The following is a 14,300-nucleotide window of genomic DNA, read 5'->3' as shown; positions in this document are numbered from 1 at the left end:
CAAAGTTTCAGCGCTTATGACACCGAATTAGCATTAAATAAGTAAAGACATTGCTTTATTTACCTACATCCACGCATAATGATGTATCCAAATCAGTGACGAATATGCGATGAAAACAGTCGATAAAATCCTGCACAAGATAAAACGTGAAGGCGCAGTGAGTGCGCGAGTGCTGGCAGACGAAATGGGATTAACCACCATGGGAATTCGCCAACACCTTCAAGCAATGGAAGATGAAGGCCTGTTGGATTTTAGTGACATTCGTGTCAAAGTCGGCCGTCCGACGCGCCACTGGTCACTGACGGCAGAAGGCCATCGCCGTTTTGCAGACAGTCACGGTGATCTTGCTATTTCAGTGATCGACTCAGTGGAATCCTTATTTGGAGAAGCCGGACTAAAAAAAGTCATTCAGCAACGTGAAGAAAAAACGTTGCAGCATTACCGCGACGCGCTCAAAGATTGCCATAATTTAAAGGCTAAACTTGAAACCTTGGCGTATCTTAGAGAGAGCGAAGGTTACATGGCCGAGCTCCAGGAAATCGATGATGGTTTCCTGTTAATCGAGAATCACTGTCCTATCTGTCAGGCTGCCAAGCGTTGCCCGGCACTTTGTAAATCAGAAAAGAATATCTTCCGGACGGTACTGGGCGACGAGTATCAGGTCTCCCGAGAAGAACACATCATTGAAGGACAGCGTCGTTGTACATACAAAGTTCAAGCACGAGAGTAATGCGCATAGAAAACTAAATTTAAATGAGGGGGTTGCATGGCTACTTGGATCAAAGCCGAAGTTATTGAAAATCGTCGCTGGAGTAAAGATCTTTTCAGCCTTGTCCTCGATGCCAATGTCGACGCCTTCACTGCCGGACAATTTACTAAACTCGGTTTGGAAATCGACGGTAAAATCATTCAACGCGCCTATTCCTTCGTTAATCCTCCCAACAGCAAATACCTTGAGATTTACGCCACGCGAGTAGCCGATGGCTTGCTCTCTCCCCGTTTGCACGCTCTGGAAACCGGTGACTCCGTGCTGATTACTCAGCAAGCCAGCGGCTTTTTCACGCTGGAAGAAATCCCTGAAGGCGATGATTTATGGATGCTTTCCACAGGTACTGCTATAGGGCCCTTCCTGTCTATCTTGAAACAAGACGAGGTATGGCAGCGTTTTCGCAAAGTGGTACTGGTGCATGCCGTGCGTTTCTCTGCTGACCTTAGCTATCAGGCCGAAATCAACGAATTGCAGCAAAAGCGTAGCGATCAAATCATTGTGCAGCCTTTTGTCAGCCGCGAGCCAAAGGCTGGAGCACTATCCGGACGCATTACACATGCGCTAGAAGACGGGTTACTGGAACGCATGGTCGGCCTCCATATGACCCAGCAGAAAAGCCAAGTGATGCTGTGTGGCAACCCACAGATGGTAAAAGACGTGCGTGCCATCCTAATTGAAAAAGGATTGGAGAAAAACCTGCGCCGCAAACCCGGAAACATCACCACCGAGCAATATTGGTAAACTGGAACACTGGAACACTGGAACACTGGACGCATTCAGACTTACTCAGAGGGAAAACCGCCCACTTTTCCCTCGCCAAGAAAAAATCACCCTCTTTTACATTAATTCTTATTATTGAGACTTAAAAATACCGTATGCCGTGTTTTGGGTCGCAATCAATTAATTACCTGTATCAGACTCAAAACACACCCTATCCACTGACAGTCATCGTCTCATTAATGAGTCACTAGTGTGATTGATCGCTCATTTTTTAACCGTATAGTCAAAGGTAAGTCATGCGCAGCCAGAGGAGTAATGCCATGAAAACGTTGCCTTCATTTGACGAATTAAAAGCGTTAGCAGAAAACGATCCCCAAGCGCTGGAAGTATTGAGGATCGAGATGAGCGAAGAAATCATTGACAGCGCCAGTGAAAGCATGCAGCCAAAACTGCGCGCCCAGATGAGTCATATCAACCGCGTAATCGCGTCGGGCAAAAACCCAAACCACGTTAATGCGTTGTTGATGAAAGAGTTGATGCGTCAGTTTGATCGCTTCTCAACAGCCATCAATAACCCACAAGCTTTAACTGAGCGAAGCGCAACCGTCACTACATTGCACCCGAAACGTAACGAAGGAACCGTTGCGATTGAAGGCTAACTCAGTTTTTGAGCGGTGGTTCGCCACCGCCGCCTTTTTTGCCTTCACTCTCAGCGTTCCACTTTCGCGTACCAGCGCCTGTCCATATCCCGAATATCCGCACTTAAGCTGGCCACTTCCGGCGCATGCTTCTGCATCACATCTAAAAATGCATGACTGAGGTTTCGCTTTCGCTCTTCATCACGCCCATCTAATAGCCACAAGGTGACATGGATAAAGTTTTCCTGATCATCCTTATCCGCAATCAACCAATCATGGCAGGCATAAGCACGGGATTTGACGTCACTGACATCAAAGATACCGCTGCCAATCGCTGTCTGATGTAAATCTTCCAAGAGTTGTCCAATGCTGACCCGCTCTGAAACCGGGTCGCTGTATTCCATGACAATATGAGGCATAACTCACTCCTTGTTACGATAATGAGCCACTTTACCGCAGCATTTAGGGCGATTGTTACTAGAGAGAAGAATATTCTCCTCAGATCACACCACGCCATCTTTCACTCGCAAGTGCTAATCCGAAAATTTATAACGAAATTTTGTTACTCAAAGGTTCACATTTGCACGCAAAACGAGTACAAACGATGGCATTTATGATTTTGGACAGGAAACGCTGACAGCGCTGCTGTTATCGTTGCCGAAACTGAATTTCGATAATTGGATTACGGAGGAATTCCCTATGCGCCGTCCATTGGTAATGGGTAACTGGAAACTGAACGGCAGTAAAGCCATGGTAGCAGATCTGATCAAAGGTCTGGACGCACAACTTGCTGGCGTTGAAGGTGTAGACGTAGCGATTGCACCACCAGTGATGTACCTGGATCTGGCAGAGCAACTGCTGGGCAAAGCAGAAAGCAAAATCCTGCTGGGCTCTCAGAACGTCGACGTTAATGCTAGCGGCGCGTTCACTGGCGACATTTCTCCGGAAATGCTGAAAGACTTCGGTGCAACTCATATCATCATCGGCCACTCAGAGCGTCGTGATTACCACGCAGAATCTGACGAGTACGTGGCGAAGAAATTTGCATTCCTGAAAGAGCACGGTCTGGTTCCGGTTCTGTGTATCGGTGAATCTGAAGCACAAAACGAAGCGGGCGAAACCGTTGCCGTATGTGCTCGTCAACTTGACGCAGTCATCAACACCCAAGGCGTTGAAGCACTAAACGGTACTGTTATCGCGTATGAGCCAATCTGGGCAATCGGCACCGGCAAAGCAGCGACTGCAGAAGATGCACAGCGCATCCACGCTGAAATCCGCGCGCACATCGCAGCGAAGAGCGAAGACGTGGCGAAGAACGTTGTGATTCAATACGGCGGTTCTGTTAAGCCTGAGAACGCAGAAGCGTACTTCGCACAACCGGACATCGACGGTGCTCTGGTTGGTGGCGCAGCACTGAACGCTGAAAGCTTTGCAGCTATCGCGAAAGCAGCGGCGGCAGCAAAAGCGTAATTCAGACCTGTTCTGAACCGAAAGGAGAAGCCAAGGCTTCTCCTTTTTTGTTTCTGCTTTTTCCCCGTTATACTGCATTTTTTCATTTTGTTGGCGAGCCTGCTTCCATGTTTCACATTGCGCTTCATGAACCCCAGATAGCCCCGAACACGGGTAATATCATTCGTCTCGCGGCCAATACCGGCTGCAAACTTCATTTGATTGAACCACTGGGTTTTGATTTCGAAGAAAAGAAACTGCGTCGTGCTGGTCTTGATTACCACGACCTGACCAATGTGACTCGCTACCCGGACTATGCGGCGTTTCTGGCAGCCATGGGAGAGCGGCGTATCTTTGCCTGCACCACTAAAGGCAGCCGCCCCCACTCTGATGTCAAATATCAAGCGGGCGACGTGTTTCTGTTCGGCTCAGAAACCAGCGGCCTGCCAGATAATGTCCGTAATGCTTTCTCCCCCGAGCACCTTATCCGCGTTCCTATGGTGCCAGAAAGCCGGAGCCTTAATCTGGCAAACTCGGTATCCGTGATTTGTTATGAAGCATGGCGACAGCTTGGCTTTGAGGGTGGGCTATAAAAAGAAAAGCAGGCCTGAGCCTGCATTATGTTCCGAGTAACTAGAGCTTTACGAAGCAGCCATCCCCACCGAGACACGAAGGTTTTTCGCAATCGCGTTGAGTTTATCGGTGGCATTGACCAAGCTGGCCACCTGATGGGAGCTTTTATCGGCCATTTCGCTGATCTTGCTCACATTCACATTGATATCTTCTACGGCGCCATTTTGCTGTTCCGCAGCACTGGCAACTTGTAGGTTCATATCGGTAACGCGAGACGTCGCCTCGCTCGACTGATTAAGGAAATCAGCTGATTGGTGAGAAAGCTCGATGGTCTTATCACCCATTTCACAGCTTTTCTGCATAGTATCAACCGCATCTTTGGTCACACTAGTGAGCTGCACGATCATGGTTTCAATCTCAGAGGTCGAGTCATGGGTGCGCTGTGCCAGGCTTCGCACTTCATCGGCGACCACGGCGAAGCCACGGCCTTGCTCACCGGCACGTGCTGCTTCGATGGCAGCGTTCAGCGCCAGCAGGTTGGTTTGCTCAGCGATCCCTTTGATCACATCCAGTACAGAGGTGATGTTCGCACTGTTTTTTTCCAGCTCGGTCAGTGCTGCGCTGCTTTGAGTCAGGCTTTCAATCAGTTGCTGAGTCTGGCTGACGGCTTCATTATTGATGCGCATACACTCAGACGATTTACCTGAGGCTTCCTCTGTAGCATCTTGTGTTTGGGTCGCGTTGTTAGCAATTTCTTGCGCGGTGGCGGACATTTCGTTCACCGCCGTAGCGACTTGCATAATTTCGCCGCTCTGTGCATCCGAATTTTTCTTAACTGCCTGCGCTGCATCGTTCAAAAGGCTGACTGCATCAGACACTTCCTGTGCGACTTTAGCAATCATGCCATTGGTGCTCTGGCGCGTACCTTCCAGATTCTGCTGCAACTCGCCGATGATACCCGACTCATCAACCACAGTTGCCTTACTGAAGTCACCCTCTGCCTGCACTAACAACGCTGCGGATACCTTATTAAGGCCTCGGATAATCCCGGCGAGGATTATCCTCGCAATAGTAATGGCCACGATCAGCGCGGCAATCACAGCCCCGATAACGGTGTATTCCAAAGTGACAGCCCTCTTTTCAATATCGATTACAGCAGTCTCAGTGAATTTTCCAACATCATCGAGCAGGCTATCTACCAATTTTGTGGTTGTCTCTGCTTCTTCGCCAACCACCACATCCAAGACTACAGCTTCTTGGTAATGAAGGCCGTCAAGTTCCCTAAACACATCTTCGACGTGGACCATCCACTTAGTATGTAATGCTTTGATATTATCAAACTTTTCATTAGCCTCAGTAAAGGCTACCTGTTCTTCTGCAGTGTCCTTGGTTAAGGCTACACTGAGGACCGATCCGACCTTTGTAAAATCCTCTGTGACTTTGTCGCCCCATTTATAGAAATAGGCTTTCTCTTTATTATAGTTTTCCTGAGCGTTGGGTTCTTTTCCAATCGCCAGAGCATATCTAAACGCTTTATTGTAGTGGACCCGCTGTTCTACCTGATGCTCTGTCGCTTTACTGAGCGATTCAAGGATCGGGATATCGCGGTAAGCAACGCCCTGTATATGACTTTCAATGTAAGCCAATTTATAAAAAACAAACGCCCCTACAATAAACTGTATTCCGCACACTAGAGCAACGAACATAGTTAGACGCTGTCTGATCGTCATTTTCTTTGCTGACATAAGTAGCCTCTCCGCTAAGCCTTGTACTGCATTGGTTGCGGAGAGAGCACACCTCTCCACATCAAACTTATTAATAAGATTAGCAAAATGTTTAAATTTTGAGAGGTTTGCCGTAAAATTTAATGACAATTCTTTTAATTCAATGCTTTCAGTGTCATGTAAATAGTCAGACCGCCAAGACTGTTGAGGCTCGCTTTTGTACTGCCATTGTGCTGACGCATGGCACTGTCAGTGATCGCAAGCCCCAAACCGCTACCGCCACTTTGTCTGTCACGTGCGGTCGATACGCGGTAAAACGGGCGAAAAATATCACCCAACATATCTTCCGGTACGCCTTCGCCATCGTCACTGACGCTGACCGTCAAATCTCTGCCATTCTGCGAGAAAGACACTTCCACTTTTGTTTCCGCGTATTTGATGGCGTTACGCACCACATTTTCCAGCGCGCTACACAAGAGGTTTCCATTGCCTTCTATTTTCGCCTTAGGAATCGTGTTGTACACCAGTATTTTTCCGCTCTCCCCCGCCTCAAACTCGGCATCCTGTAGCAGGGTTTCCCAAAGCTCTGTAAGGGTAAACTCTTCCCGTTCGGCATGGCTGTTGAGCTGCATACGGGACAGAGAAAGTAAGTCAGCGATCATCTGCTCCATACGTTCGGCTTCGGTATCAATACGCGTTAAATCCGGGCTTTCGCCCTGCTTTCGAATTGCCAGTGCATTCGCCATTCGCAGTCGGGTCAGGGGAGAGCGGAGCTCATGGGATATGTCTGACAGCAATCGCTGTTGACCGCTGATCATCTGATTCAGTGCTGCCACCATCTGATTAAAGCTTGCACCTGCCTGCACGAACTCACGCGGCCCTTTTTCCAAAGAAGGGTCGGTTTCAAAGCGCCCTTCGCCGACGCGTTCAGCTGCCGCCTGCAGGCGGCGTGCTGGGCGGGTCACTGCCCACGCGAGCCAAAGCAATAGAGGCGTGCTGACCACCATGGTGACCAACAGCAGTTGAAAAGGTCTATCGAGAATTTGTACGTAAAACGGCGGTTTATCTCGCCACAGCTTGCCGACATACATCAACGCCTGAGCGCTGCCATCATCAATCAAAAACGGCCCAGCCAGCATCCATTTTCCATAAAGACGCTGCATCGGGTCTTCTGGGTCATCAGCAAGCGTGGTGAAGTTTTTCAGCATTCTGCTGCCACCATGATGACCTCTATCCAGCAATTCACCATCAAGCGTCGTGAAGTAGATTTTCATCGGTTTGCGTTCAGGTTGTTGTCTCTGTAAACGCAGCAGTTTTTGTTTGAGTGACCCTCTCATCTCTGACACTTCTTCCGAAACTCTCTGAGCCAGTGCTTTAAACTCAGTTTGCATCCCAGTGGGCACAGTATGTTGCTGACGAGGGTTACTGTGTTGCGCCGCTAATACAGCAATCAACACCAACAATAACGTTAGCCAGAAGATGGCAAAAATACGGCCATACAGGCTCTTAATGGTCGGCAGCTTCATTATGCCTCCACCAGCAAATAGCCACGGCCGCGCAGGGTTTTAATGCGCGGCTTGCCATCTTCACGTTCAGGCAGTTTTTTCCGGATGTTGGAGATATGCATGTCGATGGCGCGATCAAATGGGGCAAGACGTTTTCCGAGCACATTCAGGCTGATATCCGCCTTCGCTACCACGCTTCCCGGCTGTTTCACCAAATACGCTAGCAAAGCGGTTTCCGTGCCGGTCATCTCAATCAGCTGGGACTGGCAGTACACTTCCATCTTGCCGGGATAGATAACGATATCCTGATATTCGAGCTTGTCTTGGTTATCGTCTGCGCTCTTTTCGTCGCCGCCCTTCGCGGTGCGGCGTAAAATAGCGCGCATACGGGCAAGCAATTCGCGATCAGAGAAAGGTTTTGGCAGGTAATCGTCCGCGCCGAGTTCCAACCCCATTACGCGGTCAATCTCTTCCCCTTTAGCGGTCAGCATCAATACCGGGGTTTCCCAGCTATCGCGAAGACGGCGCAAGGTTTCCATGCCATTCAGTACTGGCATCATCACATCCAGCAGGACCAAATCGGTGCTTTCACTGATCTTATCCAGACCTTCCTGACCGTTGTTGGCGATATCCACCTGGTAGCCTTCCAGCTCCAGCAAGTCATGAAGCAGGCTGGTCAGTTCTGTGTCGTCATCAATAAGAAGAATGTTTGCCATGGGGTGCGCCTAATACTGTGTTGTTATGGCTAGTATCTGCCATTCATCGAGCTGATTCCATATGTCAGTCTTAGGTTTACCCGCCTTTACATTGCTTTACGTATGCAGAACACCGGTTTACATCCCAGTGGGTAAAGTTACTCCCATCAAGCGACACAACAAAAACCGGAGAGAACACCATGAAATTTTCAAAAAGTATTGCTGCAACTGTTATCGCCCTGCCTCTGATGATGGGCTCAATGTCTGCCATGGCATTTGGTGGCAAACATCACGGTGGTGAAGGTATGCACGGCGGTAAAGGCATGATGGGTAAACACCTGTTGCGTGGCGTTGACCTGACCGACGAGCAAAAAGCAGAACTGAAAACCCTTCGCGAGCAAAAACGCGAAGCTATGAAAGCCAACAAAGGCGAATTCCGCACTCAGATGATGGCAGAACGCCAACAGATGCAAGAACTGATGCTGGCAGATAACTTCGATGAAGCAGCTGTTCGCGCACTGGCAGAAAAGATGGTTGACCAGCGAGTCGAGCGCCGTATAGCCATGGTGAAAAGCCAACACGAAATGATGAGCATTCTGACCCCTGAGCAAAAAGTTCAGGTTAAAGAAAATATGGAAAAGATGGCTGAGCGCATGCAAAAACGCATGGAAGATCGCGGCTAATCGCCCTTTCCCCTCAATAAGTTCCCCCAAATGCCGGCCTTTGCCGGCATTTGTCTTTCTGCCACTGAACGCTAGTCTGATGCAGTGCGTTAATTTGTCGTAAAAAAACGTTATACTGCGAACACTTAAATCACGCTGATAGTGCTCATGACTGAAAGATACGCCCGACTCGTTCAGACCGCTGCGTGGGCAGCGACCATTACTGCTACCTTTTTGCTTTTAATGAAGCTTTTTACCTGGTGGTATACAGGCTCGGTCAGCCTGTTGGCATCTCTTGTCGACTCCCTGATTGACCTTCTCGCGTCGGTCACCAACCTCGTCGTTGTCAGATATGCGCTTCAACCCGCCGACGAAGAGCACAAATTCGGACATGGTAAAGCGGAATCTCTCGCCGCCCTCGCACAGGCGGCATTTATTGTCGGCTCTGCCTGCTTCCTGTTGCTTAACGGCGTCGAGCGACTGTTCAAACCGACTGAGTTGAACCACCCCGAGGCGGGTGTGCTCATTAGTGGTATCGCGACGCTGATCACCGGTGGTTTGGTACTGTTCCAGAAATGGGTGGTTCGCAAAACAGGTAGTCAGGCGATTGCAGCAGATTCCCTGCATTACCAATCTGACCTTCTGATGAACATTGCCATTATCGTGGCACTCGGACTGGCATGGTACGGTTTCCCAATGGCAGATGCGATTTTCGCTATCGGTATCGGCATTTTCATTCTGGTCAGCGCCTTCAAAATGGCGAACCAAGCGGTGCAGTCGCTGCTTGACCACCAACTGCCAGTAGAAGACCAAGAGAAGATTTATACCTTGGCATCGACGGTACCGGGCGTGGAAGGCGTGCATGATCTACGTACCCGTCAGGCAGGTGCAACCCGCTTTATTCAGCTTCACCTTGAGCTGGACGACAACCTCAAACTGGTCGATGCGCACCGGATCGCAGATGCAGTGGAAGACCGTTTAGAGGTCGCCTACCCTGGCGCGGATATCCTTATCCACCAAGATCCGGTCTCAATCGTAGGAAAATCACCTCGCGAACAAATTTAATACATGCGGGTGCACGAATATTTGCAACCGTTACTGATATTTATCAACGAAAAACATTAGCAAAATTGTAATAGTCTTTCATAAGTAGGAAAGTTACAGTTTCAAACGAAGTGCCAGCAGGCTAAACTGGCACGTCTCGGATGTTGAGGCAAACCCGCGTTACCCGCTAAGACTTTCAACGGAAAGCAGGGTTGGGATGGTAGCGCCAACATAGAGTCAATGGATTTGAAATTTCAATTCCCAAAGTCAGAGGGTAACCATGGTTAGTAAAATTGGTGTTTTGACCAGTGGCGGTGACGCCCCGGGTATGAATGCAGCGATTCGTGGCGTTGTTCGCGCCGCATTGAGCGAAGGTCTCGAAGTTTACGGTATTTATGATGGCTATCAGGGCCTGCATCAGAATCGTATTGAGAAACTGAACCGCACCAGCGTGTCAGACATTATCAACAAAGGCGGTACTTTCCTGGGTTCTGCGCGCTTTCCTGAGTTCAAAGACGAGAAAGTGCGTGAGCAAGCCATCCAGAACATGAAGATGCACGGCATCGATGCACTGGTAGTAATCGGCGGTGACGGTTCTTACATGGGTGCGAAGAAGCTGACAGAAATGGGCTTCCCATGTATCGGTCTGCCGGGCACTATCGACAACGATATTCCAGGTACTGACTACACCATTGGTTACCTGACTGCACTGAATACCGTTGTTGAAGCGATTGACCGTCTGCGTGACACATCTTCTTCTCACCAGCGTATTTCTATCGTTGAAGTGATGGGCCGCCACTGTGGTGACCTTACCTTGATGGCGTCTATCGCAGGTGGCTGTGAATACTTCATTACCCCGGAAATCGGTTTGGACAAAGAAAACCTGATTTCAAAGATCAAAGAAGGTATCTACAAGGGTAAGAAGCACGCCATCATTGCTATCACTGAGCTGATGACCGATACCAACGAACTGGCAAAGTACATTGAAGCGGAAACTGGCCGTGAGACCCGTGCAACCATTCTGGGTCATATCCAGCGTGGTGGTCAACCACGTGCATTCGACCGTATTCTGGCATCGCGTATGGGTGCCTACGCAGTTGAACTGCTGATACAAGGTGAAGGTGGTCGCTGTGTAGGCGTTCAGAACGAACAATTGGTTCACCACGATATCATCGATGCTATTGACAACATGCGCCGTCCTTTCCGCAAAGATCTGTACGACGTAGCAACCAAGCTGTTCTAATTCAGCATTGGTCGAAAACAAAACGGAGCCCAATGGCTCCGTTTTTGATTTCTGCTGTTCGTCTCGTTTCAGGCAGGTGACACTCAGATGCCATCACCTTCGCTAAAGCTCTGACCGCACTTGAACTTCTGATCCATATCGAAAGAAGGCTTATCACTACTTGGCGCACCAACAATCTTGGCTGGCACTCCTGCAGCCGTAGTGTGCGGTGGCACATGGATAAGCACCACTGAACATGCCGCTACTTTGGCGCCCTCACCTACTTCGATATTTCCAAGGATTTTAGCTCCGGCACCAATCATAACGCCTGTACGGATTTTCGGGTGACGGTCACCAGACTCTTTACCAGTACCGCCAAGGGTCACATCCTGAAGGATGGAAACATCGTCTTCAATCACAGCCGTCTCACCGACGACGATACCCGTCGCATGGTCAAACATGATACCGCGGCCAATGCGCGCCGCCGGGTGAACATCCACCTGACAAGCGACGGAAATCTGGTTTTGCAGATAGACCGCCAATTCGCGACGACCTTGATGCCAAAGCCAGTTAGCAACACGGAAACCCTGCAGAGCATGGAAGCCTTTCAGGTAAAGCAATGGCGTGGAGTAGAGCTCAACGGCAGGGTCACGTTCCACAGTCGCACAAATATCGCAGGCTGCCGATTCCACAATACGTTTATCACCAGCATACGCCTCTTCGATGACTTCACGGACCGCCATAGCTGGCATGCTAGGCGTAGCGAGCTTATTGGCCAAAATATAGCTCAGCGCACCGCCGAGGGAATCGTGTTTAATGATGGTGGCGTGGAAGAAGCTCGCGAGCATGGGTTCGCGCTCCGAGTGCTCTTTTGCCTCACGCTTAATGGCCTTCCAGACTTTCTCTTGCTGGCACTTTTTATCGCGGCCTTCACCGCACATCCTTTGCATCATTTTACCCATATCTGCTGTCGTAACATTGACTTGTGCCCCTGCGTCCACCTCTTTCTCCGTAAGGTGTCCCGGCGAAACATTGACCTAAGTGTGACATAGAACGTCAAACAACCCAACACTACCAATCCGTCTGCGGCTAGATTGACCTTCTCCATGCTGTTTGTCGCAAAAATAAAAACGCGAGACCTTAGCCCCGCGTTTCTTAGACCCGACTAAACGGAGAAATTATTCAGAGGTGCGCTGTCGCGCCAACAAATCCTGTGCAGCCTGTCGGGCATCTTTGCCCTCATATAGCACCTGAAAGATCTGCTCAACGATTGGCATTTCAACGCCAGTACGTTTTGCCAGTGCGCGAACTTCTTTGGTATTACGGTAGCCTTCGACCACCTGACCAATTTCGTCCTGCGCTTCATCAACCCCTTTACCTTGACCCAGCGCTAGGCCAAAACGGCGGTTACGGGATTGGTTGTCGGTACAGGTCAATACCAGATCACCCAAGCCCGCCATGCCCATAAAGGTCTCACGCTCTGCGCCCAGCGCCACACCAAGGCGTGTCAGCTCAGCCAAGCCACGGGTGATCAGTGCTGTGCGGGCGTTGGCACCAAAGCCAATGCCATCAGACATTCCCGCGCCAATCGCAATCACATTTTTCACCGCGCCACCAAGCTGCATACCGATAAAATCGCTGTTGGCGTAAACCCGGAATGAACGCGCGCAATGCACTTTCTCCTGAAGCTCAGCCAAAAACTCTGCGTTTGGTGAAGCAACCGAAATAGCCGTCGGCAAACCCGCAGCCAGTTCTTTGGCAAACGTTGGGCCAGACAATACGGCCAGCGGTATATTTTCGCCCAATTGCTCGCGCGCGACGTCCTGCAACAGGCGACCGGTTTCTGGCTCGAGGCCTTTGGTCGCCCAGCAGATACGCTGATCATCACGAAGGAAAGGTTTCACCTGTGCCAGCACCAAGCCAAACACATGGCTTGGCACAACCACCAGAATATCCCGACTAGCCTGAATCGCTTCTTCAAGATCAGCGCTCAGGATCAGTGAGTCGGGAAATACGACACCCGGCAGAAACGCTTCGTTTGAGCGATCAATTTCAAGCTGCGCCATATGCTTGGGCTCATGTCCCCACAACACCACATTAGCACCGTTTCGGGCCAATGAGATAGCAAGAGACGTGCCGTACGAGCCTGCGCCCAGTACGGTCATAGCCACATTGGCCTTGGCGATATCTGTCATGTGTCGACCTTAAAATTACTATTACGCGTCAGCGCCGTCTTTTTCTTGCGCTTGTTGGCTTTGCAGGTAGTTCATGAACAGTGCGTCGAAGTTAACCGGCGCCAGGTTCAGTTGTGGGAAGGTACCTTTCACTACCAAGCTAGAGATAGTTTCACGCGCATATGGGAACAGAATGTTCGGGCAGAATGCACCCAGGCAGTGCGCCAGTTGAGGGGCTTCCATACCGTCTACAGAGAAGATACCACCTTGCTGAACTTCACACAGGAATGCGTTCTCATCGCCATTCTTCACGGTAACAGTCAGGCGCAGAACCACTTCATAAACACCTTCACCCAGCTCACGGCTTTGGGTATCCAGATCCAGGTTTACGTCTGGGTTCCACTCTTGCTGAAACACTTCTGGAGAGTTAGGCGCTTCGAAAGAAACATCTTTAAGGAAGATGCGTTGAATCGCGAAGTTCTGTTGCGCTTGTGGGTTGGTTGCTGCTTCAGCCATAGTGATAAATCCTTGTTATTTAAACAAATGCTTTCACGCATTTTAAAACGATTTAGGCAGCTCACTGAGCTGCCTTCAGAATAGTGAACCTGTTGCGTGGTTACTTTTTCTTCTTACTGCGGATCAGTGGCAGATTCGCCTCATTCCAAGAGATCAGGCCATCTTTCAGAACGTTCACGTTCTCGAAACCTGCTTTTGCCAGTGCATTGGCACTTTCAATTGCTGTTTGACCAGTCTTACACACCAAGATAATTGGGTCAGACTTGTGTTTATCAATCTCAGCGGCGTTGTTCGCTTTGATGTCTTTCGCCAAAACGTGAAGTGCGCCCGCAATATGGCCCGCGCGGTACTCATCGCGACTACGAACATCAACAAACACACCCTTTTCACGGTTAACCAGAATGGTCGCATCGCTTGGCGTGATGATTTTATAAAGTGCGGTTTTCTGTTTGATGACTGACAGGATCAGCGCAACAACCAGACCCACCCACACCAGGGACAAGATCAAGTTAGCTTGTACAAATTCTATAAACTGCTGCATGGCTCGCTTCTACTAAGTGTCGGCACAAAAAATCGACCCCGAGTATAACCTTCAAACTCTGCAAATAC

General features: G+C 49.7%; 16 protein-coding genes. 8 read left to right on the top strand and 8 right to left on the bottom strand.

All coding sequences use genetic code 11. The features are described 5' to 3' along the window. The first annotated feature begins 109 nt into the window (after nucleotides 1-109). The 3 genes from GMA8713_RS06475 (at nucleotide 110) to GMA8713_RS06465 (ending at nucleotide 2,148) form a co-directional block, all read left to right on the top strand. Complete coding sequence (locus GMA8713_RS06475) at nucleotides 110-730, top strand: helix-turn-helix transcriptional regulator (RefSeq protein WP_062707003.1); 621 nt, start codon at nucleotides 110-112, stop codon at nucleotides 728-730. Nucleotides 731-766: 36 nt separating this feature from the next. After that, nucleotides 767-1,510, top strand: a complete 744-nt coding sequence (locus tag GMA8713_RS06470; protein ID WP_062707001.1) for a ferredoxin--NADP reductase — start codon at nucleotides 767-769, stop codon at nucleotides 1,508-1,510. A 299-nt stretch (nucleotides 1,511-1,809) separates the two neighbouring features. Continuing rightward, nucleotides 1,810-2,148: a DUF3135 domain-containing protein gene (locus GMA8713_RS06465; RefSeq protein ID WP_062706999.1), complete on the top strand. Its 339-nt coding sequence runs from the start codon at nucleotides 1,810-1,812 to the stop codon at nucleotides 2,146-2,148. Between the two features lie 50 nt (nucleotides 2,149-2,198). On the opposite strand, the gene GMA8713_RS06460 is transcribed toward GMA8713_RS06465, so the two are convergent. Beyond that, nucleotides 2,199-2,546 carry a 5-carboxymethyl-2-hydroxymuconate Delta-isomerase gene (locus tag GMA8713_RS06460; protein ID WP_062706997.1) on the bottom strand — a complete coding sequence of 116 codons (348 nt, stop codon included), beginning with the start codon at nucleotides 2,544-2,546 and terminating at the stop codon, nucleotides 2,199-2,201. Between the two features lie 280 nt (nucleotides 2,547-2,826). Between GMA8713_RS06460 and tpiA the strand changes: the two genes are divergently transcribed. Both tpiA and GMA8713_RS06450 read left to right on the top strand, forming a co-directional pair. Then, nucleotides 2,827-3,597, top strand: coding sequence for a triose-phosphate isomerase (gene tpiA, locus GMA8713_RS06455; protein WP_062706995.1), 771 nt, complete (start codon nucleotides 2,827-2,829; stop codon nucleotides 3,595-3,597). Nucleotides 3,598-3,704: 107 nt separating this feature from the next. Further along, nucleotides 3,705-4,169 (top strand): tRNA (cytidine(34)-2'-O)-methyltransferase, encoded by a 465-nt coding sequence (locus GMA8713_RS06450; protein ID WP_062707171.1) that lies wholly within the window; start codon nucleotides 3,705-3,707, stop codon nucleotides 4,167-4,169. A gap of 48 nt (nucleotides 4,170-4,217) precedes the next feature. Here GMA8713_RS06450 and GMA8713_RS06445 read toward each other — a convergent pair whose 3' ends face one another. The 3 genes from GMA8713_RS06445 to GMA8713_RS06435 all read right to left on the bottom strand — a co-directional run bounded on the left by GMA8713_RS06445 (nucleotide 4,218) and on the right by GMA8713_RS06435 (nucleotide 8,094). Further along, the gene (locus tag GMA8713_RS06445) at nucleotides 4,218-5,894 is read right to left on the bottom strand and encodes a methyl-accepting chemotaxis protein (protein WP_232314379.1); all 1,677 of its coding nucleotides are present in this window, start codon (nucleotides 5,892-5,894) and stop codon (nucleotides 4,218-4,220) included. A 134-nt stretch (nucleotides 5,895-6,028) separates the two neighbouring features. Continuing rightward, nucleotides 6,029-7,399: an envelope stress sensor histidine kinase CpxA gene (gene cpxA, locus GMA8713_RS06440; protein ID WP_062706993.1), complete on the bottom strand. Its 1,371-nt coding sequence runs from the start codon at nucleotides 7,397-7,399 to the stop codon at nucleotides 6,029-6,031. Continuing rightward, nucleotides 7,399-8,094 carry a response regulator gene (locus GMA8713_RS06435; RefSeq protein ID WP_062706991.1) on the bottom strand — a complete coding sequence of 232 codons (696 nt, stop codon included), beginning with the start codon at nucleotides 8,092-8,094 and terminating at the stop codon, nucleotides 7,399-7,401. Before GMA8713_RS06435 ends, cpxA begins: the two co-directional genes overlap by 1 nt. A 179-nt stretch (nucleotides 8,095-8,273) precedes the next feature. Between GMA8713_RS06435 and GMA8713_RS06430 the strand changes: the two genes are divergently transcribed. The 3 genes from GMA8713_RS06430 to pfkA all read left to right on the top strand — a co-directional run bounded on the left by GMA8713_RS06430 (nucleotide 8,274) and on the right by pfkA (nucleotide 11,022). Continuing rightward, nucleotides 8,274-8,756: a CpxP family protein gene (locus tag GMA8713_RS06430; protein ID WP_062706989.1), complete on the top strand. Its 483-nt coding sequence runs from the start codon at nucleotides 8,274-8,276 to the stop codon at nucleotides 8,754-8,756. 147 nt (nucleotides 8,757-8,903) lie between these two features. Then, nucleotides 8,904-9,800 carry a CDF family cation-efflux transporter FieF gene (gene fieF / locus GMA8713_RS06425; RefSeq protein WP_062706987.1) on the top strand — a complete coding sequence of 299 codons (897 nt, stop codon included), beginning with the start codon at nucleotides 8,904-8,906 and terminating at the stop codon, nucleotides 9,798-9,800. A 259-nt stretch (nucleotides 9,801-10,059) separates the two neighbouring features. Continuing rightward, a complete protein-coding gene (gene pfkA / locus GMA8713_RS06420; RefSeq protein WP_062706985.1) occupies nucleotides 10,060-11,022 on the top strand; it encodes a 6-phosphofructokinase in 963 nt (320 codons plus the stop codon). An 83-nt stretch (nucleotides 11,023-11,105) separates the two neighbouring features. On the opposite strand, the gene cysE is transcribed toward pfkA, so the two are convergent. From cysE to GMA8713_RS06400, 4 genes are all read right to left on the bottom strand, one after another. Further along, complete coding sequence (gene cysE, locus GMA8713_RS06415) at nucleotides 11,106-11,951, bottom strand: serine O-acetyltransferase (RefSeq protein WP_062707169.1); 846 nt, start codon at nucleotides 11,949-11,951, stop codon at nucleotides 11,106-11,108. Nucleotides 11,952-12,179: 228 nt separating this feature from the next. Continuing rightward, a complete protein-coding gene (gene gpsA, locus GMA8713_RS06410) occupies nucleotides 12,180-13,196 on the bottom strand; it encodes an NAD(P)H-dependent glycerol-3-phosphate dehydrogenase (RefSeq protein WP_062706983.1) in 1,017 nt (338 codons plus the stop codon). 21 nt (nucleotides 13,197-13,217) lie between these two features. Continuing rightward, on the bottom strand, nucleotides 13,218-13,691 hold the full coding sequence (gene secB, locus GMA8713_RS06405) for a protein-export chaperone SecB (protein WP_002535289.1): 474 nt from the start codon (nucleotides 13,689-13,691) through the stop codon (nucleotides 13,218-13,220). 100 nt (nucleotides 13,692-13,791) lie between these two features. Then, nucleotides 13,792-14,232, bottom strand: coding sequence for a rhodanese-like domain-containing protein (locus GMA8713_RS06400; protein ID WP_062706982.1), 441 nt, complete (start codon nucleotides 14,230-14,232; stop codon nucleotides 13,792-13,794). Nucleotides 14,233-14,300: the final 68 nt, after the last annotated feature.

Source organism: Grimontia marina (assembly GCF_900060185.1).
Taxonomy (GTDB): domain Bacteria; phylum Pseudomonadota; class Gammaproteobacteria; order Enterobacterales; family Vibrionaceae; genus Enterovibrio; species Enterovibrio marinus.
Note: the sequence above shows the minus strand (reverse complement) of the source record. Positions and strands in the feature narration are given on the sequence as shown.